Genomic DNA, 19392 nt, shown 5'->3' with positions numbered 1-19392 from the left:
TCATCAAGGCGAACATGCGGCTGGCGCCGGTGCCGTCAGTGCCGGAGGTCAGGCTTTATCAGGCGCATCCCGGCAGCAGCTTGCGGCGGCTGCTCGAACCGGACGACGACCGCGACGAGGTCGCGGCCGAGCCGCAGCCGCCCTACTGGGCCTATGCCTGGGCCGGCGGCGCCGTGCTGGCGCGCTATGTCCTTGACAGGCCATCGATCGTTGCCGGCAAACGCGTGCTCGACCTCGGCGCCGGGTCGGGGCTGGTCGGCATCGCGGCGGTAAAAGCCGGAGCGCGCGCAGTGATCGCAGCCGAGATCGACCGCAACGGCGTGGTGGCGCTCCGCCTCAATGCGGAGGCCAACGGCGTCGCCATCGAGATACGCGACGAGGACGTCACCGACGGCCCGCCGCCAGCGGTCGACCTGGTGCTCGCTGGCGACGTCTTTTACGCGCAGAACGTCGGGCAGCGGATGATGCCGTTCTTCGATCGCTGCCTCGCTGCCGGCATCGATGTGCTGGTCGGCGATCCCGGCCGCGCCTGGCTGCCGAGACCGCGGCTTTGCCTGCTCGGCGAATATCATGTGCCGGATGTCGGCGGAAATGGCGGCAGCGAGCCCAAGCCCAGCGCGGTGTTCGCCTTTGTCCCGATAAAGGGCGACTAAGGAGTCCAGCAATCGCCCCTCGCCTCACATCGGGCGGCACCGGTCATACAGCACTTTCTTATTCATGGTTCCGAGAGCAAAGCTCGGAACAGCAACCAGCTAAACCCGTTTTACCAGTTCTAACAGATAGAACGAAAAACGGAGAAGTCATGGAAATCCACGACATAAGTCACCGTCGATCGAAAATCGGCGGCCACACGATATTTCTGCGGGAAGCAGGGCCGCCCGATGCTCCCGTCCTTCTTTTGCCACATGGCTACCCGTGCTCGTCTTACCAGTTCAGACGCCTGATGCCGGGCCTGGCCGATCGCTGGCGGACGGTAGCATTTGACTGGCCTGGATTTGGTTACAGCGACACACCGGACCTCGCGGAGTTCGACTATGATTTCAATACCTATGCCGGCGTTCTCGCTGACGTTGCCGATGCGCTGCATTTGGAGCGTTACGCGCTCTGGCTCCACGATTACGGTTCTCAGATCGGCCTCCGTCACGCGATAGCGCATCCGGACAGGATCGCGGGCCTGATCATCCAGAACGGCGACATCTACGAGGATGTGCTCGGGCCGAAATACGACACGATCAAAGCCTGGTGGGCGGACAAATCGGTCGAGAGGCACCGTCCGCTCGAGGAGGCGGTGAGCGAGGAGGGATTCCGCAAGGAGTTCGTCGGCGAGGTCTCGGAAGAAGTCGCCGACCGGGTCCCTCCGGATTTGTGGAAGCTGCATTGGCCGCTGATGAACACGCCGATCCGGAAGGCGGTGTCGGTCCGGCTGATGGAAAAGCTCGAGCAGAACATCGAATGGTTCCCGCGATACCAATCCTATCTGCGCGAGCACCGACCGCCGACGCTGATCGTCTGGGGGCCGCAGGACGGCTACATGCCCGAGCAGTCGGCGCTCGCCTATCGGCGCGACCTCCCGGATGCGGAACTCCACATCCTCGATGATGCCGGGCATTGGCTGTTGGAAACGCATTTCGAGGAAGCCCTGCGGCTGGTGCGCGACTTCCTCCCGCGAACGCTGCCCTAAGCACGGCACTCTCCGCCAAATCCAGAACCCAAGGAGACAAACATGGCGACGAAACCAACCATCGCACGCATCTGGCGCGGCCGCACCCGTCGCGACGTCGCGAACAGCTACGAACCCTATTTGAAGGCAGAAGGCATTCCTCCGCTTCAGCAGGTTGCGCTCGGCGTCCAACTCTTTCGCGAGGACCGGGAAGAGGAGACCTGGTTCACGACCATCTCCTATTGGCCCGACATCGAAGCGATGACCGCTTTCACCAAGGGCGAGCCGATCAAAGTCCATCATCTCGATCGCGACGCCGAATTTCTGATCGAACTGCCCGAGCGCATCGAGATCCACCGCATCCTCGTCGACGATCAGGATCTGCGCTGAGGTCGCCGCCATGAGCAACCTCGCCCTGTTCGGCGTCATGGCGATGGTCTGGGGGCTGACCTGGGCGGCCGTCAAGATCGGCCTGGATGCCGGCGTTCCCCCGATCCTTCTGGCGGGGCTGCGCTATCTGCTGACCGCGGGAATCCTGGCATTTTGGACACAGGGAGCCTTATCGGCCTTCGCGGAAGGCCGGTCGATGCGAGTCATCATATCGGCCCTGCTGACGAATGCCGGAACCTACGGACTGCTGTTCTGGGGCATGCAAACGGTCCCGTCCGGCCTATCCGGCTTGGTCAATCTCGCGCTGGTTCCGGTGCTTCTGTTTGGCTTGGCGGTCCTGCTACGAGAGGAGCGACCCACCTGGCGCCACGGCCTGGCGCTGGCGCTCGGCTGCACGGGTCTCCTTGGCCTCTTCTGGACGCGTCTTGTCGAGCAGGAATCCGGAAACGGATTGGGGCTTGCCGCTATCGTGGCCGGCACTGCATGCTACTGCGTTGGGAGCGTCGTTGCGCGGCCGCTGATCGGCCCGATCAAGCCCCTGACGCTCACCGCAATCCACGCCGTTCTCGGCGGCGCGGCGCTGATCGTCGTCTCGTTCCTTTTGGGCGAGGTTTCGGCGACGCTGCCAGGAAAGATCGACGTCGCTTCGGCTGCGGCCAGCCTGTTGTTCCTTTCCCTCCTCGGAACCATCGTAGCCTACACGATCTATCTGCGCCTGCTTGAACGATGGGGCACCGCCCGCGCCGGGCTCTATGCCTTCATCTCGCCCATCGTTGCATTGGCCGTGGGTGTTTGGCTCTTCGGCGAAAAGATCGGAGCGGCCGAGATTGGCGGCGCCGCGCTGTTGTTGGTAGCGGCAGGATTGGCGTTGTTTGGACGCGACGGCGCCGAGCCAGCGAGGAAATGAAGGCCGTCGCCGATGTCATTTCCCCATCGCATCGCCGGCAACCTGGCCCTTGACCTCGCCAACACGATCAGCCGGCGGGGCACCGACCGGGAGGTCGACCATCTCGCGACGGCGGCGGACATTCTGGCGTGGTCGAGGCAAACCGGCCTGATCGACAATGATTTCGCCCTTCCTTCGGCCGACCACAAGGCTCTGGTCAAAGACGTTCTCGCCCTTCGCCGCGCTGTAAGCGACGCCGGCTCGGCAATCGCTCACGGCGGCGAACCTCCCGCGGCCGCGCTCGACACCATTCGAAAATACGCAGCCGAGGCACTCAGAACCGCCGCGCTCGCTGGATTGCCGGTGTCGTTGCATTTTCGAGGTGCCAACCGCATCACCGGGGCAATCGCGTGGTCGGCCCTCGATTTGGTTCGCGGCGACGAACTATCGCGCCTCAAACAATGCCCGCCGCACGACTGCCGCTGGCTTTTCATAGATCGCACGAAAAACGGTTCGCGACGATGGTGCGAGATGAACAGCTGCGGCAATCGGGCCAAGAAGCAGTCGCGTCGGAGAATGCCGGATTGAGGCGTTTTCCTGAGACCGCGACCGGTCTAACCAGCCGGCACGTTCACCCGCGCGGCGAGGAAATCCGGCAGGTCGGCGACCGAGTCCAGAACGACGTCTGCCATCGGCGCCAGTGAGTCGCGCGTGCCGGTTCCGGAGAGCACGCCCACCGCCAAGCCACAGCCGCCGGCGCGCGCCATCTCCAGGTCATGGCGGTTGTCGCCGACCATGGCGATCTCACTCGCCTTCAATCCGGTCAGGTCGCAGAAAGCGACGACCGTGTCGGGCGCCGGCTTGGAGTTGGCCACGGCGTCGTATCCGAAGGCGGCATCGAAGAGTTGCGCGATACCGAGCGTGGCGAGCGTCTTTTCGGCGCCGCTGGTGGAATCGTTGGTGGCGACACCCATCCGATAGGACCGGTTGTGCAAGGCCCGCAACGAATCGACGATGCCGGGCAGCGCCACTGCCATGGCCGACCCTTGCGCCGAAGTGATCTCGTTGAAGCGGGAAACGGCGTGCAGTTGATCCTCGTCGGACAGACGCGGGAACCAGAGCTCGACGACGTCCATGTTCGAACCGGAGGCGAAGATCGAATCCGGCTTGAAGCGTTTTGTGACGAAGTCGAAGCCGGCGGCGGCAAGCAGCCGGTCGGCTTTCCAGCGGTCGCCTTCGGCGGCGTCCATCGCCATGAAGTCGGCTATGCCGAGCCAGGTTGCGTTGAAGTCGACAAGCGTGCCGTCCTTGTCGAACAATATTCCCTTGATATCCGCCAATCCTTTTACTCCACGCCACGCAATTGGTGGATATGAGCCACCAATCCGGCAGTCGAGGCGTCGCGTTTTGCGGCAGTCTCCTTGCCTTCAACGACAGGCAGCAGACCCGTTGCCAATTCCTTGCCGAGTTCGACGCCCCATTGATCGAAGGAATTGATGTTGAACAGCGTGCCTTCGACGAAGACGCGATGCTCATAGAGCGCAATGATTCGGCCCAATGTGTGCGGATCGAGCTTGCGGTAGAGGATGGTGAGCGACGGGCGGTTGCCGGAGAAGACCCGATGCGGCGCGATCCTGTTGACATCGGCCGGCTTCATGCCCTTGGCCAGCATCTGCGCGCGCGCCTCTTCCAGCGTACGGCCCTTCATGAAGGCCTCCGACTGCGCCAGGCAGTTGGCGAGCAAGAGATCATGCTGGTGTTTCAGCTCGGGCTCGTGACCGACGGCGGCGGCGAGGAACTCGACTGGGATGAAGTCGGTGCCCTGATGCAAGAGCTGGAAGAAGGCGTGCTGGCCGTTGGTGCCGGGCTCGCCCCAGACCAGCGGGCCGGTGGGTGTGGCGACCGCGGCGCCGTCCAGCGTGACGCTCTTGCCGTTCGATTCCATATCGAGCTGCTGCAGATAGGCCGGCAGGCGCGACAGGCGCTGGTCGTAAGGGATGACGGCGCGGGCCGGATATTTGCAGACGACGCGATGCCACCAGCCGATCAGCCCCAGAAGCACCGGAAGGTTCTTTTGCATCGGCGCCGAGCGAAAATGCTCGTCCATCTCATGCGCGCCGTCGAGGAAGGCGCGGAAGTTGCGCGGGCCCACGGAAATCATCACCGGCAGGCCGATGGCGCTCCAGACCGAATAGCGGCCGCCGACCCAGTCCCAGAAGCCGAAGACACGGTCCTGCTCGATGCCGAACTTCGCCACTAGGTCGAGGGCAGTCGAGACGGCGGCGAAATGCTTGCCGACCGCTTCCTTGCCCAACTCCTTCTGAACCCAATCGCGCGCGGTCTGCGCATTCGTCATCGTCTCGACGGTTGTGAAGGTCTTGGAGGCAATGATGAACAGGGTCGTCTCGGCAGACAGACCCTTCAGCGTGTCGTGGATATGGGCACCGTCGACATTGGAGACGTAATGCGCGCGCGGCCCGTCATGATAGGGCGCGAGCGCCAGCGTCACCATCGCCGGGCCGAGATCGGAGCCGCCGATGCCGATGTTGACGATGTCGGTGATCTTCTTGCCGGTGGCGCCGGCCGCCTTGCCGGAGCGGATGGCGTCGGCGAAGGCGCCCATGGCGTCGAGCACGGCGATCACATCGGCCTTCGTGTCCTGGCCGTCGACGATCACGCTCTTGCCGGTCAGGTTGCGCAGCGCGGTGTGCAGCACGGCGCGGTTCTCGGTGATGTTGATCTTCTTGCCTTCGAACATGGCGGCGCGGCGTCCCGCGAGATCGGCCGCACCCGCGAGCTTTTCCAGCATCGTCATCGTATCTGCGTCGACGGCACATTTCGACCAGTCGAGCAAAAGATCGCCATCGGTCGCTGAGAATGTCTCGAAGCGCTTGGGATCGGCGGCGAAAGCCTCGCGCATCGAGCCCTTGGCCGCCGCGCGCTGATCGCGCAAGGCGGCAAGTTGCTTGTCGAAGGATGACTGGTCCACGGGCAGGCTCCTGGCGGGTTTTTAGACCATTTTAACAGGCCGGATGTTTCCGGCGCGTGTCGGCGAGTCATTCTATTGAGCCGATTTCCGTTTCGTTCAAGCGCGGCTTTGCCGCACTGCATCACGCTTTGATGAAGGGGGTGTTGGATGGTGAGTGCGGGAATTTCGCTGCGGGGCGCTGGGCGGAGGCGACGATGCTGTCGCATCGCGCCTTGGGACAGTGCCGCGATGCTGCGCATCGCGCTCTGATGCTGCGCATCGCGCCTTGAACGCGCCGCGACGACGCTTCGCGTCGCGCTGATAGATCACTGGCATAAATCCCAGCGATCAGAAAAATTGATTGGCGCAACCCCTTATGCCACCCATACACTCCACTGGTCCAGCCAAGTGAAAACAGCTGGCCGTCCGAGGAAGATTTCCCATGCCACAGCGCAATGACACGGCCATATGGTCCGGCCTGTTCCGGATTTCGGCTGAATCCGGCCAAACCCTCCAGGCGCAGATCCGCCAGGCGATCGTCGCGGCCATTCTGGACCGACAGATCGCCGCCTCGATGCCGCTGCCGTCCTGCCGAATTCTCGCGGAAAAACTTGGGGTTGCCCGCGGCACGGTGGTGCTCGCCTTCCAGCAGCTGGTCGACCAGGGTTTTCTGGTGGCGCGCGAGCGGCGCGGCCATTTTGTCAATCCGGACGTGCTGGCCACCCCCGCCAAGCCGCACCAGAAGGCGCCCGACCAGCAGAACGAGATCGACTGGAAGGCGCGCCGGCAGATCGCCGCAAGCGACATGCCGCCGCCGGCCAAGCACGACAACTGGATCAAGTCCTCCTACCCTTTCGTCTACGGCCAGTTCGATCCGGCGCTGTTTCCGACAGCCGAATGGCGCGAGTGCAACCGCATGGCGCTGGCAGTGCTGGAGATCCGCAACTGGGCGTCCGACATGGTGGACCGCGACGATCCGCTGCTGATAGAGCAGATCCAGGCCAGGCTCCTGCCGCGGCGCGGCATCTTCGCCAATCCGGACGAGATCATAGTGACGCTGGGCGCGCAGAACGCGCTTTATATGCTCGCCACGCTGCTGATGACCAAGGGCTCGAAAGTGGCGATGGAAGATCCCGGCTATCCCGATGCCCGCTCGATCTTCCGGCTGGCCGGCGCGGATATCCAGCCGGTCCCGGTCGATCAGTCGGGCATCGTGACCTCGTCGATCCCCAGCGATTCCGGCTTCGTCTTCGTCACTCCGAGCCACCACTGCCCGACCATGGTACCGTTGTCGGCGGAGCGGCGGCAGGATCTTCTGGCGCGCGCCAACCGCAACAACCAGATCATCATCGAGGACGGCTATGACAGCCAGCTGCTCGACGAGGCGCCACAGCAGGCGCTGAAGAGCCTCGATCGCTCCGGCCGCGTCATCTATGTCGGCTCGATGTCGAAGACGCTGGCGCCGGGTCTAAGGCTTGGCTACATCGTCGCCTCGGCCGGACTGATCGCCGAGCTTCGCGCGCTGCGCCGCTTCATGCTGAGGCACCCGCCGGCGAACAACCAGCGCGCCGTTGCGCTGTTCCTGTCGCTCGGTCACCACGAGGCACTGGTGCGCAGGCTCTCCGCCGCATTCGATGAGCGGCGCAAGCGTCTGGTCCATGCGATTTCCGCTTTCCTGCCAGAGTGGCGTTCGACCGACTCGGCTGGCGGCACATCGCTCTGGCTGGAAGGGCCGCGGGGTACCGATTCACGCGGCCTGGCGGAAGCCGCCGCGTCGCGCAGCGTCATCATCGAACCCGGCGACCGGTTCTTCGATCGCAGCGAAAAGCCCTCTCGTTTCATGCGTTTGGGCATCTCCTCGATCTCGCTGCAGCATATCGAGCCGGGCATCCGCGAACTTGCCACTGCTGCCGGCCGCAGGCCCGCGGCCGCCTGATCGCCACAGACCTCCTGAAAAAGAGCCGGCACCGCCGGCTCTTTTTGTTTGGGCGCATGTTTGCCGCTTTAGCATTCTGGCATATTCGACGGGATTGCTTGGCCCATAGGCTGTGCCAATGCCGGCGGCATAGTCGGTGCCAGAAGGGGACGAGGCAGGCCGATGGTGGACCAACCGCCGCGCTCGCCTCGCAGATAAAGACAAAAGGTGGAGTGCTTCCATGTCAGTGGCTCTCGAGAAGCAGGAATCGTCGTCGGACCAGCGTTCGCGGCGTTCCGGCGGGCGCGAAGCGCGCCGCGCGATGCGGGCGGCGCCCTTGGCCGACGACATCCGTCCGGTACGGCCGGGGCTTGAAGGCGGCAGTTATGGCCCATTGAGCCAGAACGACCGGGAGCGCATCCACGAAGCGGTGCTGACGCTCCTGGAGACAGTCGGCTTCGCCAATGCCATCCCGTCCTGCATCGAAGCGCTGACCCGGGTCGGCGGCACCTATGGCGACGACGGCCGCATCCGGCTGCCGCGCGCCTTGGTGCTGGACACCATCAGACAAGCCGCGCGCAATTTCACCCTCTACGGCCAGGATCCGAAGCACGACATGCTGATCCAGGGCAAACGCGTGCACTACGGCACGGCGGGCGCGGCGGTGCATCTGGTCGATGTCGAGAAGCGCGAATATCGCGAATCGCTGCTGCAGGACCTCTACGATGCCGCCCGCCTCGTCGACGGGCTGGACAACATCCATTTCTTCCAGCGCACCATGGTGCCGCGCGACATTCCAGACCCGCTCGATATGGACTTCAATACGCTCTATGCCTGCGTGATGGGGACGTCCAAGCATGTCGGCACCTCGTTCACCGTGCGCGAGAACGTCAAGCCGGCGCTGGAAATGCTCTATGCGATCGCCGGCGGGGAGGAGAATTTCCGGGCGCGGCCGTTCGTGTCGAACTCGAACTGCTTCGTCGTGCCGCCGATGAAGTTCGCCGAGGACGCCTGCGGCGTGCTGGAGGCCTGCGTAGAAGGCGGTATTCCGATCCTGCTTCTGTCGGCCGGCCAGGCCGGCGCCACGGCTCCCGCCGCCATCGCCGGCGCGGTTGTCCAGGCGGTGGCGGAAGTGCTGATGGGCCTGGTCTATGTCAATGCCATCAAGCCTGGACATCCGGCGATCTTCGGCACCTGGCCATTCGTTTCCGACCTCAGGACCGGCGCCATGTCCGGCGGATCGGCGGAGCAAGCAGTGTTGACCGCGGCCTGCGCGCAGATGGCGCAATATTACGACCTGCCCGGCGGCTCGGCAGCCGGCATGTCGGACTCGAAGCTGCCCGATATCCAGGCGGGCTACGAGAAGGGCATCACCAATGTGATGGCGGGTCTCTCCGGCCTCAATCTCGTTTATGAATCGGCCGGCATGCATGCCTCGCTGCTCGGCTTCTGCCTTGAAAGCCTGATCATCGACAACGACATGCTCGGCCACTGCCTGCGCTGCGTGCGCGGCATCGAGGTGACCGACGACGCGCTGTCGATCGACACGATCGCCGATGTCTGCCTCAAGGGTCCCGGCCATTATCTCGGCAATGATCAGACGCTGAAGCTGATGCAGACCGAGTATTTCTATCCCGCCGTCGGCGACCGTTTCTCGCCCAAGGAATGGAACGAGAAGGGCCGGCCCGACATCCTGTCGCGGGCGATCGCGGAGAAGAAGCGCGTGCTTGCCGAGCGTTTCCCGCGCCATGTCTCGCGCCTGCTCGACGACAAATTGCGCGCCCGCTTCGGCGAGATGATCAAATTGCCGCGCAACAAGATGGGCGGCTAGGACACGTCGATATTTCGGTGAGGCCGGCCTGACCGAATATCAACGCGTCCGGCCCAAGTCACTCCGCGCTCAGTCCGTATCGCTCAACCACTTCTGGGTTGATCAGCTTGGCGTGCAGCGTCATCAGCACGATCTGCGCGTCGAAGCTGTCGCCGGCCTCAAGCGCCGCCTCGATGCGGCGCTCCACCTCCAATGTCGGCTCCCGGCCGTTGGCCTGCTCGAACACCTGCGGCCCGGCGACGCAATAGCCGCAGAGCTGCGCCACGAATTGATAGGCGCCTGCCGGCGGCTCATCGGGCCAGCGGTCGTTCATCAGATTGACGACGGTGAGTTTCACCCCCTCGGGCACCAACGCCGGGTGCAGGTCGGCCGCGCGCAACGCGTCGTCGAGCTGGCGCAGATCGCCGGAGCGGCCGAACATGCCGAGAAAGCCGAGGGAAGAGCGCCGCTTGGCCACGATAATCTGTCCCTTCGTGAAGCTGCCGAGGTCGACCTTATCTGTGGGTTCCTCGGAGATGAAACAAGGGCAACAGAAAAGGGCGGCCCGCCGTCGGCAAGCCGCCCTTTTTGATTGGCCGAATATATATATATATGGATTCAGTGATTGTCGCGCGGCACGCCGCTGGTATGGGCGACGTCTTGATACTTTACCGCCGGCTTCAGCACCATGCCGGCCGAGAACTGGTCGACCATGCCGCGCTGGATCTCCTGCCACGGCGTCTGGTGCTGGGGATAGTGATAGCCACCATTGGCCTGCAGCGCCGCCCGCCGTTTGGCAATCTCCTCATCGCTGACGAGGATATTGGCCGTGCCCTTCCTCAGGTCGATGCGGACGCGGTCGCCGCTCTTGAGCAGCGCAAGGCCGCCGCCGATCGCGGCTTCCGGCGAGGCATTGAGGATCGACGGAGAACCCGACGTGCCGGACTGGCGGCCGTCACCGATGCAGGCAAGGGCGTGGATGCCCTTCTTGATGAGGTAGGCCGGCGGCTGCATGTTGACCACCTCGGCGCCGCCCGGATAGCCGACCGGACCGGCGCCGCGCATGAACAGGATCGTGTGCTCATCGATGCCCTGAGCCGGATCGTCGATGCGGGCGTGGTAATCCTCCGGCCCGTCGAAGACCATGGCGTTGCCCTCGAAGGCCTCGGGATCGTTCGGGTTTGAGAGGTAGCGCTCACGGAACTCGGGCGAGATGCCGCTGGTCTTCATGATGGCGGAATCGAACAGATTGCCCTTGAGATTGATGAAGCCGGCATTGGCCTTGAGCGGCTTGTCGGCGCTGCGGATGACATCGTAGTTCTCGTTGACGGCATCCTTGCAATTGTCGCCCATCGTCCTGCCGTTGGCGGTGACGGCGCCAGGATGCGGCAGCAGTCCGGCCTTCATCAATTCGGCGACGACCGCCGGCACGCCGCCAGCATGGTGATAGTCCTCGCCGAGATACTCGCCCGTCGGCTGCAGGTTGACCAGCAGCGGGATGTCGAGGCCGATCTTCTGCCAGTCGTCGTTGTCGAGCGGCACGCCGAGATGGCGGGCGATGGCGTTGAGGTGGATCGGCGCGTTGGTGGAGCCGCCGATGGCCGAATTGACGACGACGGCGTTCTCGAAGGCCTCGCGCGTCATGATGTCGGAGGGCTTCAGGTCCTCATGCACCATCTCGACGATGCGCTTGCCGGTCTCGTAGGCGATCTGGCCGCGCTCGCGGTACGGCGCGGGAATGGCGGCAGAGCCCGGCAGTTGCATGCCGAGCGCCTCGGCCAGCGAGTTCATCGTGGTGGCGGTGCCCATGGTGTTGCAATAGCCGGTCGACGGCGCCGAGGAGGCCACGATGTCCATGAACTCGTCATAGTTGATCTCGCCGGCCGAGAGCCTTTGCCGGGATTCCCAGACGATGGTGCCGGAGCCGGTGCGCTTGCCCTTGTGCCAGCCATTGAGCATCGGGCCGACCGAAAGCGCGATCGCCGGAATATTGACGGTGGCCGCCGCCATCAGCAGCGCCGGCGTGGTCTTGTCGCAACCGATGGTCAGCACCACACCGTCGAGCGGATAGCCGTAGAGCACCTCGACAAGGCTGAGATATGCAAGGTTGCGGTCGAGCGCGGCGGTGGGGCGCTTGCCGGTCTCCTGGATCGGATGGCACGGGAACTCGAACGGGATGCCGCCCATCGAAACGATGCCTTCGCGCACGCGTTTGGCGAGCTCGAGGTGATGCCGGTTGCAGGGCGAAAGGTCGGAACCGGTCTGCGCGATGCCGATCAGCGGCTTGCCCGACATCAGCTCGGCGCGCGTCAGGCCGTAATTGAGGTAACGCTCGAGATAAAGCGCCGTCATGCCCGGATTGTCGGGATTGTCGAACCACTCCTGCGAGCGAAATTTCTTCTTCTTGGTGGGGGCGCCTGCCATGGTGGTCTCCGTATTTGTATGACAAATCGATAGGACAATGCGTCCATGCAGGCAAGAGGCAGGCGCAGCCGGAACCCGGACTTTGGTGCGATAGACTTGTTTCGGGCCGCGCGCTACGACCAACCGGCATAGCAATCCGGGAGGTCTTGATGGCTTTGGTGATCGAAGGCGAGGAGCGGATCGCCGCACCCATCGGGAAAGTGTGGGAAGCCCTCAACGACCCGGAGATCCTGAAAGAAGCCATTCCCGGCTGCCAGAGCCTCGAGAAGAATTCGGACACCGCGATGGCGGCGACCGTGGTGCTGAAGATCGGGCCGATCAAGGCGACCTTCAACGGCGAAGTCACGCTGAAAAACATCAAGCCACCGCATTCCTACACCATCCAGGGCGAAGGCAAGGGCGGCGTTGCCGGTTTCGCCAAGGGCGGCGCCGACGTCACGCTGACCGCCGACGGGGCGGACTCGACGGTGCTCAAATACGCCGCCAAGGCCGAGGTCGGGGGCAAGATCGCGCAACTCGGCAGCAGGCTGATCGAGTCGACATCGAAGAAATTGGCGGGGCAGTTCTTCTCGACATTCGGTGAGAAGGTCGGCGCGTGACCCCAAAGAAAAGGGGAGTTATTCGAAAACGATGCTCGGCACTGCGGCTTCGGCTGCGCCGCGCTCTTCCTGGACCCGATCCCAGACCTTGCTTGCTATGTCGCGATAGATCTTCGCCTCGGCGCCCTCCGGCTTGGAGGCGACGACCGGGGCGCCGGCGTCCGAGCTTTCGCGGATGCCCATCTCCAGCGGCACCTCGCCGAGGAAGGTGACGCCGAGGCGCTCGGCCTCGCGGCGCGCGCCGCCATGGCCGAAAATGTCGTAGCGCTTGCCGGTGTCGGGAGCGAGGAAGTAGCTCATATTCTCGACGATGCCGAGCAGCGGCACATCGACCTTCTTGAACATGTTGAGGCCCTTGCGGGCGTCGATCAGCGCCAAGTCCTGGGGCGTCGAGACGATGACGGAGCCGGCGAGCGGCACCTGTTGGGCCATGGTGAGCTGGGCATCGCCGGTGCCGGGGGGCATGTCGACCACCAGCACGTCGAGCGGGCCCCATTCGACCTCGCGCAGCATCTGCGTCAGCGCCGACATCACCATCGGGCCGCGCCAGATCATCGGCGTCTCCTCATCGACGAGGAAGCCCATCGACATCACCTTGAGGCCGTAATTCTGCATCGGCTTCAGCACCTTGCCGTCGACGGTCTGCGGCCGGCCGCGGATGTTGAGCAGCCGGGGCATAGACGGGCCGTAGATATCGGCATCGAGCACGCCGACTTTCAGCCCGTTGGCGGCAAGACCGAGCGCCAGGTTGACCGCGGTGGTCGACTTGCCGACGCCGCCCTTGCCGGAGGCGACGGCGATGATGGCATCGATGCCGGGCACGCCCCGCTTGCCATGGCTCTGCGAGGCAGGCGCGTGCGGCGCGGGGCGCTGCGGCGCAGGCTGCGGAGCGGCGGGCCGCGGAGGAGCCGGGCGCGGCGGAACCGGCGCTTCCATGCCGCCGCCCTTCTTCTCCGCCGTCAGCGCGACGACGGCGCTGGCGACGCCGGGTATGGCCTTCACCGCGCGCTCGGCGGCGGCGCGCAGCGGCTCCAGCTCCTGGGCGCGCGCGGCGGGAACGGTGATCGAGAAGAAGACCTTGGAATCGGCGATGAAAATCTCGGAGACCATGCCGAGATCGACGATGTTGCCGGTGAAGTCCGGCCCGTTCACCGTCTTCAGGCGCTCGATGACGGATTCCTTGGTAACGGTCATGATCTTTCCTCGGCGTTTGGCGTTCCAAATAGTGCAGTTTCCCGGCAGAACCAAGCCGTGGCGCAACGGCTCGGCCGGCGTGCCCCGGAAAGCGACGGATGGTGTCGGGTTAGCCAACCGGTATCGAGCTTCGAGCCTGAGCCGTGGCCAAACGACCCGGCCGCGCTATCTCCATTGCCATCACGACAATCTGTGAAGGAGACCGTCATGCTCCAAAACAGCAATGCGATAGCCAATCTCGCGGTCAAGGACCTGGACAAGGCCAAGGCGTTCTACGAAGGAACGCTCGGCCTCAAACAAGTAGACGACATGGGCGGCGAGTTGGTCGTCTACAAGAGCGGCGACACATTTATCAACGTCTACCATTCGCAATTCGCCGGCACCAACAAGGCGACGGCGGTAACCTGGGCGGTCGGCGACCGGATCGATGCAATCGTCAAATCGTTGAAGTCGAAGGGCGTCACTTTCGAGCATTACGACATGCCGGGGCTGTCGCTCGAGGGCGACATCCATGTCGGCCAAGGCATGGAGGTCGCCTGGTTCAAGGATCCCGACGGCAATATCCTCAACCTCGCGGGCGGATAGTGACGCGGCCGCGATCCGGCCGTCTCATGCGGCCAGTCGGGTCGCGAAATAGGTCAATGCCGAGATCGTCGCCGTCGCCGGCAAGGTGATCACCCAGGCGACGACGATATTGCCGGCGATGCCCCAGCGTACGGCGGAGACGCGGCGGGCGGCGCCCACGCCGATGATGGCGCCGGTGATGGTGTGCGTCGTCGAGACCGGGACACCGAGCCAGGTGGCGGCGAAAAGCGTTATGGCGCCGCCGGTCTCGGCGCAAAAACCCTGCATGGGATTGAGCCGCGTGATCTTCGATCCCATCGTGTGGACGATGCGCCAGCCACCGAACAGCGTGCCCAGCGCCAGCGCCGACTGGCAGGTGAGGACCACCCACAGCGGCACATAGAAAGTCGGGCCGAGCGCGCCTTGCGAAAAGAGCAGCACGGCGATGATGCCCATGGTCTTCTGCGCGTCGTTGCCGCCATGCCCTAGCGAATAGAGCGAGGCGGAAAAGAACTGCAGCACGCGAAAGCTGTTGTCGACCGCGAACGGCGTCTGCCGCACGAACAGCCAGGAGACGATGAGAACGAGGACAAGCGCCAGCACGAATCCCGTCGCCGGCGAGAGCACGATGGCCGCGACCGTCTTGCCGAGCCCGGACCAGACGATGGCGCCGGTTCCGGCCTTGGCGACGCCGGCGCCGACCAGCCCGCCGATCAGCGCATGCGAGCTGCTCGACGGAATGCCGGCGACCCAGGTGACGATGTTCCAGACGATCGCCCCGATAAGCGCCGAGAAGATCACTGCCGGCGTGACGATGCTGGCGTCGATGATGCCTTTTCCCACGGTCTCGGCGACATGCAGGCCGAAGAACAGGAAGGCGATGAAATTGAAGAACGCGGCCCAGAACACGGCGTAATGCGGCCTGAGCACCCGGGTGGAGACGATCGTCGCGATCGAGTTGGCGGCATCGTGCAGGCCGTTGAGGAAATCGAAGAACAGCGCCACGGCAACGAGGCCGATCAGCAGGGGAAAAGCGATCGTGGCTTCCATCGCCTAAACGTTCTCGATGACGATGCCGCTGATCTCATTGGCGACATCCTCGAACCGGTCGACCACCTTTTCCAGCTGGCCATAGATCTCCGAGCCGATCAGATAGGCCATGGCGTCGCCGCGGCCGTGACGCTTGAACAGATCCTTCAAGCCCTGCTCGTGCAGGTCGTCGGCGCGGCCCTCGACGCGCATGACCTCCTCGGCGATGGCGTTGAGGCGCGCTGCGTTGGCGCCCACTTTGCTGAGCAGCGGGATCGCTTCCGCGACCAATCGGGCGGCCTGGACGATGACCTCGCCCATTTCCCGCATCAGCGGATCGAACTCCCTCACCTCGAACAATTTCACCGTCTTGACGGTCTTGTGCATCATGTCGATGGCATCATCCATCGACTGGATCAGGTCCTTGATGTCGCCGCGGTCGAAGGGGGTGATGAAGGAGCGCCTGACGGCAAGCAGGACCTCGGCGGTGATGCCGTCAGCTTCGTTTTCGAGATCGATGATCTTCTGGCACCAGCGGTCGATGTCCTTGCCCTGCAGAAGCTGCTCGAGGGCCTCGGCGCCGCCGACCACGGTGCGCGAATGCCGCTCGAACATATCGAAGAAACGATCCTCGCGCGGCAACAGCTTGCGAAACCAGCTCAGCATCTTGTCCTTCCTTGCCTCCGCCCTACCCCACATAGCGCCATGCGCGGCGCGGGAAAACAGATAGCCGGCTCAAAAATGTGGACGAGACCCGATTGCGCGTGTCTTGCGAAGCGAGGCGATTTCCTCGACCTTGGACCGAACACTGCGGATCGGATGGCATGATCGACAAGCTGGAATTCTTCATCGCTCTCGCCAAGGAGGAGCATTTCGGCCGGGCCGCGGAGGTGTGCGGCGTCACCCAACCGACCTTGTCGGCCGGCATCAAGCAGCTCGAGGAGCAGTTGGGCGTCATGCTGGTGCTGCGCGGCTCGCGCTTCCAGGGCCTGACGCCGGAAGGCAAGCAGGTGCTGGGCTGGGCGCGCCGCATCGTCGGCGACTCACGCACGATGCGCGAGGAGATGCGGGCGGCGCGCCACGGGCTGTCCGGGCGTATCCGCATCGCCGCGATACCGACGGCGCTCGCCATGGTGGCGCGGCTGACGACGCCATTCCGCGAAAAGCATCCGGGCGTCACGTTCTCGGTGCTGTCGCGCACATCAATCGAAGTGCTGTCGCTGCTCGGCAATTTCGACGTCGATGCCGGCATCACCTATCTCGACAACGAGCCGCTCGGGCGCGTGACCAGCGTGCCGCTCTATGACGAGCGCTATCAGCTGATCACCGCGATCGGAAACCCCTATTCCGACCGCGACAAAGTGACATGGTCGGAGATCAGCCAATTGCCGCTCTGCCTGCTGACGCCGGATATGCAAAACCGCCGCATCATCGACCAGCATCTGGCGGAAGCCGGCGTGCAGGTGCGGCCGACGCTGGAATCGAATTCGATGATCGTGCTGTTCTCGCATATCCGTACCGGCAAATGGTCGTCGATCATGCCGCTCAACCTTGCGGAAACGTTCGGCTTTTCCGAGCCGATCCGGGCGATCCCGATTGTCGAGCCGGACGCCAGCCATACGGTCGGGCTGGTGGCGGCGCCGCGCGAGCCGCACACGCCGCTGGTGCAGGCGCTTCTGGGAGAGGCGATGGCGCTGGCGGACGATTTCCGCGCCCACCGCTAAGTTAGACAATGCAAGCCGCCGGATCTTGATAGAAAATTTCTATCAATCGACGAGAGCGCTTTATTGATTTCGGAGGTTTCCTCTGATTTCGTAAGGACTTAGCGATATTGCGCCCTATGCATGTCGTTGCCCCGAAACCGCTCTATATGCTGGGGTGACATACATTGGCCGCCACGACCAGGGAGGGCGCTGCGTGAGCATGCAGGCCGCAAGTACCGAGATCGCGTCGCGCACGGCGGCGATCATTGACGAGATGAAGGGCCTCGAAGGCCCGTTGCTGCCGATCCTGCACAGCATACAGGAAGAGTTCGGGCACGTTCCGAAGGACGCGCTGCCGGTGATCGCCGATGGGCTGAACCTATCGCGGGCCGAGGTGCACGGCGTGGTCAGCTTCTATCACGATTTCCGCGCCAAGCCTGCCGGCCGGCACGTGCTGAAGCTCTGCCAGGCCGAGGCCTGCCAGTCGATGGGCTCGGATGCGGTCGCGGCCAAGGTCAAGCAGTTGCTCGGCATCGATTTCCACGAGACCACGCGCGACGGATCGGTTACACTGGAGCCGGTCTATTGCCTCGGGCTGTGCGCCTGCTCGCCGTCGGCGATGCTCGACGGCGAAGTCATCGGCCGGCTCGATGACGAAAAGATCGAAGAGATCGTCGCGGAGGTATGTTCATGATCCCGCGCATCTATATCCCGGCAGATTCCGGCGCGCTGGCGCTCGGCGCAGAAAAGGTCGCCAGGGCGATCGAGAAGGAACTCAAGGAGCGCGGCGTCGAAGCCAAGATCGTGCGCAACGGCTCGCGCGGCGCCTATTTCCTGGAGCCGATGGTCGAGGTGGCCACGGCAGAGGGCCGCGTCGCCTACGGGCCGGTCAAGCCATCCGACGTCAAGAGCCTGTTTGACAGCGGCTTTCTCAAGGGCGGCCACCACAAACGCTGGCTGGGCGCGCCCGACAAGATCCCCTTCTTCGCCAAGCAGACCCGGCTGACCTTCGCGCGCTGTGGCGTCATCGATCCGCTGTCACTCGACAGCTACAAATCGCATGGCGGCCTGAACGGTCTGCAGAATGCAGTGGCGATGGCGCCGGCGGACATCGTGAAACAAGTGACCGAATCCGGCCTGCGCGGCCGCGGCGGCGCCGGCTTCCCGACCGGCATCAAGTGGAAGACGGTGCTGGATACGGCGGGCGCGCAGAAATACATTGTCTGCAACGCCGACGAGGGCGACAGCGCCACTTTCGCTGACCGCATGATCATGGAAGGCGATCCCTTCGTGCTGATCGAGGGCATGGCTATCGCCGGCATCGCCACAGGCGCGACCAAGGGTTTCGTCTATATCCGCTCGGAATATCCGCACGCGGTGGCGACGATGAACAAGGCCGTCGCGATCGCCCGCAAGGCGGGCGTGCTCGGCGTCAATGTGCTGGGTTCGCCCAACGCCTTCGACATGGAAATCCGCGTCGGCGCCGGCGCCTATGTCTGCGGCGAGGAAACCTCGCTCTTGAACAGCCTCGAAGGCAAGCGCGGCGTGGTGCGTGCCAAGCCGCCGTTGCCAGCGATCCAAGGCTTGTTCGGCAAGCCGACGGTGATCAACAACGTGATCAGCCTGGCCTCGGTGCCTGTCATCATGGACAAGGGCGCCGCCTACTACAAGGATTTCGGCATGGGCCGCTCGCGCGGCACGATCCCGATCCAGATCGCCGGCAACGTCAAACATGGCGGCCTGTTCGAGACGGCCTTCGGCCTGACGCTGGGCGAGATCGTCGACGACATCGGCGGCGGCACGGCTTCGGGGCGGCCGGTGAAGGCGGTCCAGGTCGGCGGGCCGCTCGGCGCCTATTTCCCGCGCGCCTTGTTCGACACGCCGTTCGACTACGAGGAATTCGCCAAGCGCGACGGGCTGATCGGCCATGCCGGCATCACCGTCTTCGACGACAGCGCCGACATGCTGAAGCAGGCGCGCTTCGCCATGGAGTTCTGCGCCATCGAAAGCTGCGGCAAGTGCACGCCCTGCCGCATCGGCTCGACGCGCGGCGTGGAGGTCCTGGACAAGGTTGCCGCGGGCATCGAGGCGGAGAAGAACCTCGCTCTGGTCACCGACCTCTGCAACACGATGAAGTTTGGATCGCTCTGCGCGCTGGGCGGCTTCACGCCATACCCGGTGATGAGCTCGATCACGCATTTCCCCGAGGATTTCAAGCCCGCGCCGGCGCGCGTGGCTGCTGAATAGGAG

At 64.0% G+C, this 19392-nt stretch carries 20 protein-coding genes; 13 read left to right on the top strand and 7 right to left on the bottom strand.

From position 1 onward, the window contains the following. The first annotated feature begins 14 nt into the window (after positions 1-14). The 5 genes from LB528_RS11730 (at position 15) to LB528_RS11710 (ending at position 3524) form a co-directional block, all read left to right on the top strand. Positions 15-653 (top strand): class I SAM-dependent methyltransferase, encoded by a 639-nt coding sequence (locus tag LB528_RS11730; protein ID WP_224715041.1) that lies wholly within the window; start codon positions 15-17, stop codon positions 651-653. 149 nt (positions 654-802) lie between these two features. Continuing rightward, positions 803-1681 (top strand): alpha/beta fold hydrolase, encoded by an 879-nt coding sequence (locus tag LB528_RS11725; RefSeq protein ID WP_224714984.1) that lies wholly within the window; start codon positions 803-805, stop codon positions 1679-1681. Between the two features lie 42 nt (positions 1682-1723). Beyond that, positions 1724-2050: a hypothetical protein gene (locus LB528_RS11720; RefSeq protein WP_224714983.1), complete on the top strand. Its 327-nt coding sequence runs from the start codon at positions 1724-1726 to the stop codon at positions 2048-2050. A 10-nt stretch (positions 2051-2060) separates the two neighbouring features. Next, entirely contained in the window at positions 2061-2957 is an 897-nt protein-coding gene (locus LB528_RS11715) for a DMT family transporter (protein WP_224714982.1), read from the top strand. A gap of 12 nt (positions 2958-2969) precedes the next feature. Beyond that, positions 2970-3524 (top strand): CGNR zinc finger domain-containing protein, encoded by a 555-nt coding sequence (locus LB528_RS11710; RefSeq protein WP_224714981.1) that lies wholly within the window; start codon positions 2970-2972, stop codon positions 3522-3524. Between the two features lie 26 nt (positions 3525-3550). Here LB528_RS11710 and LB528_RS11705 read toward each other — a convergent pair whose 3' ends face one another. Further along, positions 3551-4276, bottom strand: a complete 726-nt coding sequence (locus LB528_RS11705; protein WP_224714980.1) for an HAD family hydrolase — start codon at positions 4274-4276, stop codon at positions 3551-3553. A gap of 5 nt (positions 4277-4281) precedes the next feature. Beyond that, entirely contained in the window at positions 4282-5925 is a 1644-nt protein-coding gene (pgi, locus tag LB528_RS11700) for a glucose-6-phosphate isomerase (RefSeq protein WP_318012297.1), read from the bottom strand. A gap of 56 nt (positions 5926-5981) precedes the next feature. On the opposite strand from pgi, the gene LB528_RS11695 reads away from it, so the two are divergent. From LB528_RS11695 to LB528_RS11685, 3 genes are all read left to right on the top strand, one after another. Further along, positions 5982-6194, top strand: a complete 213-nt coding sequence (locus LB528_RS11695) for a hypothetical protein (protein ID WP_224714979.1) — start codon at positions 5982-5984, stop codon at positions 6192-6194. A gap of 152 nt (positions 6195-6346) precedes the next feature. Further along, positions 6347-7840, top strand: coding sequence for a PLP-dependent aminotransferase family protein (locus LB528_RS11690; protein ID WP_140815004.1), 1494 nt, complete (start codon positions 6347-6349; stop codon positions 7838-7840). A gap of 220 nt (positions 7841-8060) precedes the next feature. Continuing rightward, positions 8061-9650, top strand: a complete 1590-nt coding sequence (locus LB528_RS11685) for a trimethylamine methyltransferase family protein (protein WP_224714978.1) — start codon at positions 8061-8063, stop codon at positions 9648-9650. A gap of 58 nt (positions 9651-9708) precedes the next feature. Here LB528_RS11685 and LB528_RS11680 read toward each other — a convergent pair whose 3' ends face one another. Both LB528_RS11680 and LB528_RS11675 read right to left on the bottom strand, forming a co-directional pair. Then, positions 9709-10107, bottom strand: coding sequence for a hypothetical protein (locus LB528_RS11680; RefSeq protein WP_224714977.1), 399 nt, complete (start codon positions 10105-10107; stop codon positions 9709-9711). A gap of 140 nt (positions 10108-10247) precedes the next feature. Further along, the gene (locus LB528_RS11675; protein WP_224514259.1) at positions 10248-12053 is read right to left on the bottom strand and encodes an IlvD/Edd family dehydratase; all 1806 of its coding nucleotides are present in this window, start codon (positions 12051-12053) and stop codon (positions 10248-10250) included. A 149-nt stretch (positions 12054-12202) separates the two neighbouring features. Between LB528_RS11675 and LB528_RS11670 the strand changes: the two genes are divergently transcribed. Beyond that, complete coding sequence (locus tag LB528_RS11670) at positions 12203-12652, top strand: SRPBCC family protein (protein ID WP_224514260.1); 450 nt, start codon at positions 12203-12205, stop codon at positions 12650-12652. An 18-nt stretch (positions 12653-12670) separates the two neighbouring features. Here LB528_RS11670 and LB528_RS11665 read toward each other — a convergent pair whose 3' ends face one another. Continuing rightward, positions 12671-13846, bottom strand: coding sequence for an Mrp/NBP35 family ATP-binding protein (locus tag LB528_RS11665; RefSeq protein WP_224714976.1), 1176 nt, complete (start codon positions 13844-13846; stop codon positions 12671-12673). Between the two features lie 207 nt (positions 13847-14053). Between LB528_RS11665 and LB528_RS11660 the strand changes: the two genes are divergently transcribed. Beyond that, the gene (locus LB528_RS11660; RefSeq protein WP_224714975.1) at positions 14054-14431 is read left to right on the top strand and encodes a VOC family protein; all 378 of its coding nucleotides are present in this window, start codon (positions 14054-14056) and stop codon (positions 14429-14431) included. Between the two features lie 24 nt (positions 14432-14455). Here LB528_RS11660 and LB528_RS11655 read toward each other — a convergent pair whose 3' ends face one another. Both LB528_RS11655 and LB528_RS11650 read right to left on the bottom strand, forming a co-directional pair. Then, on the bottom strand, positions 14456-15460 hold the full coding sequence (locus LB528_RS11655; protein WP_224714974.1) for an inorganic phosphate transporter: 1005 nt from the start codon (positions 15458-15460) through the stop codon (positions 14456-14458). A gap of 3 nt (positions 15461-15463) precedes the next feature. Then, positions 15464-16105 carry a DUF47 domain-containing protein gene (locus tag LB528_RS11650; RefSeq protein WP_224514264.1) on the bottom strand — a complete coding sequence of 214 codons (642 nt, stop codon included), beginning with the start codon at positions 16103-16105 and terminating at the stop codon, positions 15464-15466. A gap of 158 nt (positions 16106-16263) precedes the next feature. Between LB528_RS11650 and LB528_RS11645 the strand changes: the two genes are divergently transcribed. The 3 genes from LB528_RS11645 to LB528_RS11635 all read left to right on the top strand — a co-directional run bounded on the left by LB528_RS11645 (position 16264) and on the right by LB528_RS11635 (position 19389). Beyond that, on the top strand, positions 16264-17163 hold the full coding sequence (locus tag LB528_RS11645; RefSeq protein WP_224514265.1) for a LysR family transcriptional regulator: 900 nt from the start codon (positions 16264-16266) through the stop codon (positions 17161-17163). A gap of 193 nt (positions 17164-17356) precedes the next feature. Next, complete coding sequence (locus tag LB528_RS11640; protein WP_224714973.1) at positions 17357-17836, top strand: formate dehydrogenase subunit gamma; 480 nt, start codon at positions 17357-17359, stop codon at positions 17834-17836. Further along, positions 17833-19389: a formate dehydrogenase beta subunit gene (locus LB528_RS11635; RefSeq protein WP_224714972.1), complete on the top strand. Its 1557-nt coding sequence runs from the start codon at positions 17833-17835 to the stop codon at positions 19387-19389. The genes LB528_RS11640 and LB528_RS11635 overlap by 4 nt, the downstream gene beginning before the upstream one ends. The last annotated feature ends 3 nt before the right edge of the window (positions 19390-19392 follow it).

Source organism: Mesorhizobium sp. CA4 (assembly GCF_020165075.1).
In the GTDB taxonomy this organism is placed as follows: domain Bacteria; phylum Pseudomonadota; class Alphaproteobacteria; order Rhizobiales; family Rhizobiaceae; genus Mesorhizobium.
The sequence above is the reverse complement of the archived record's forward strand: the minus strand, read 5'-3'. Positions and strand labels throughout refer to the sequence as shown.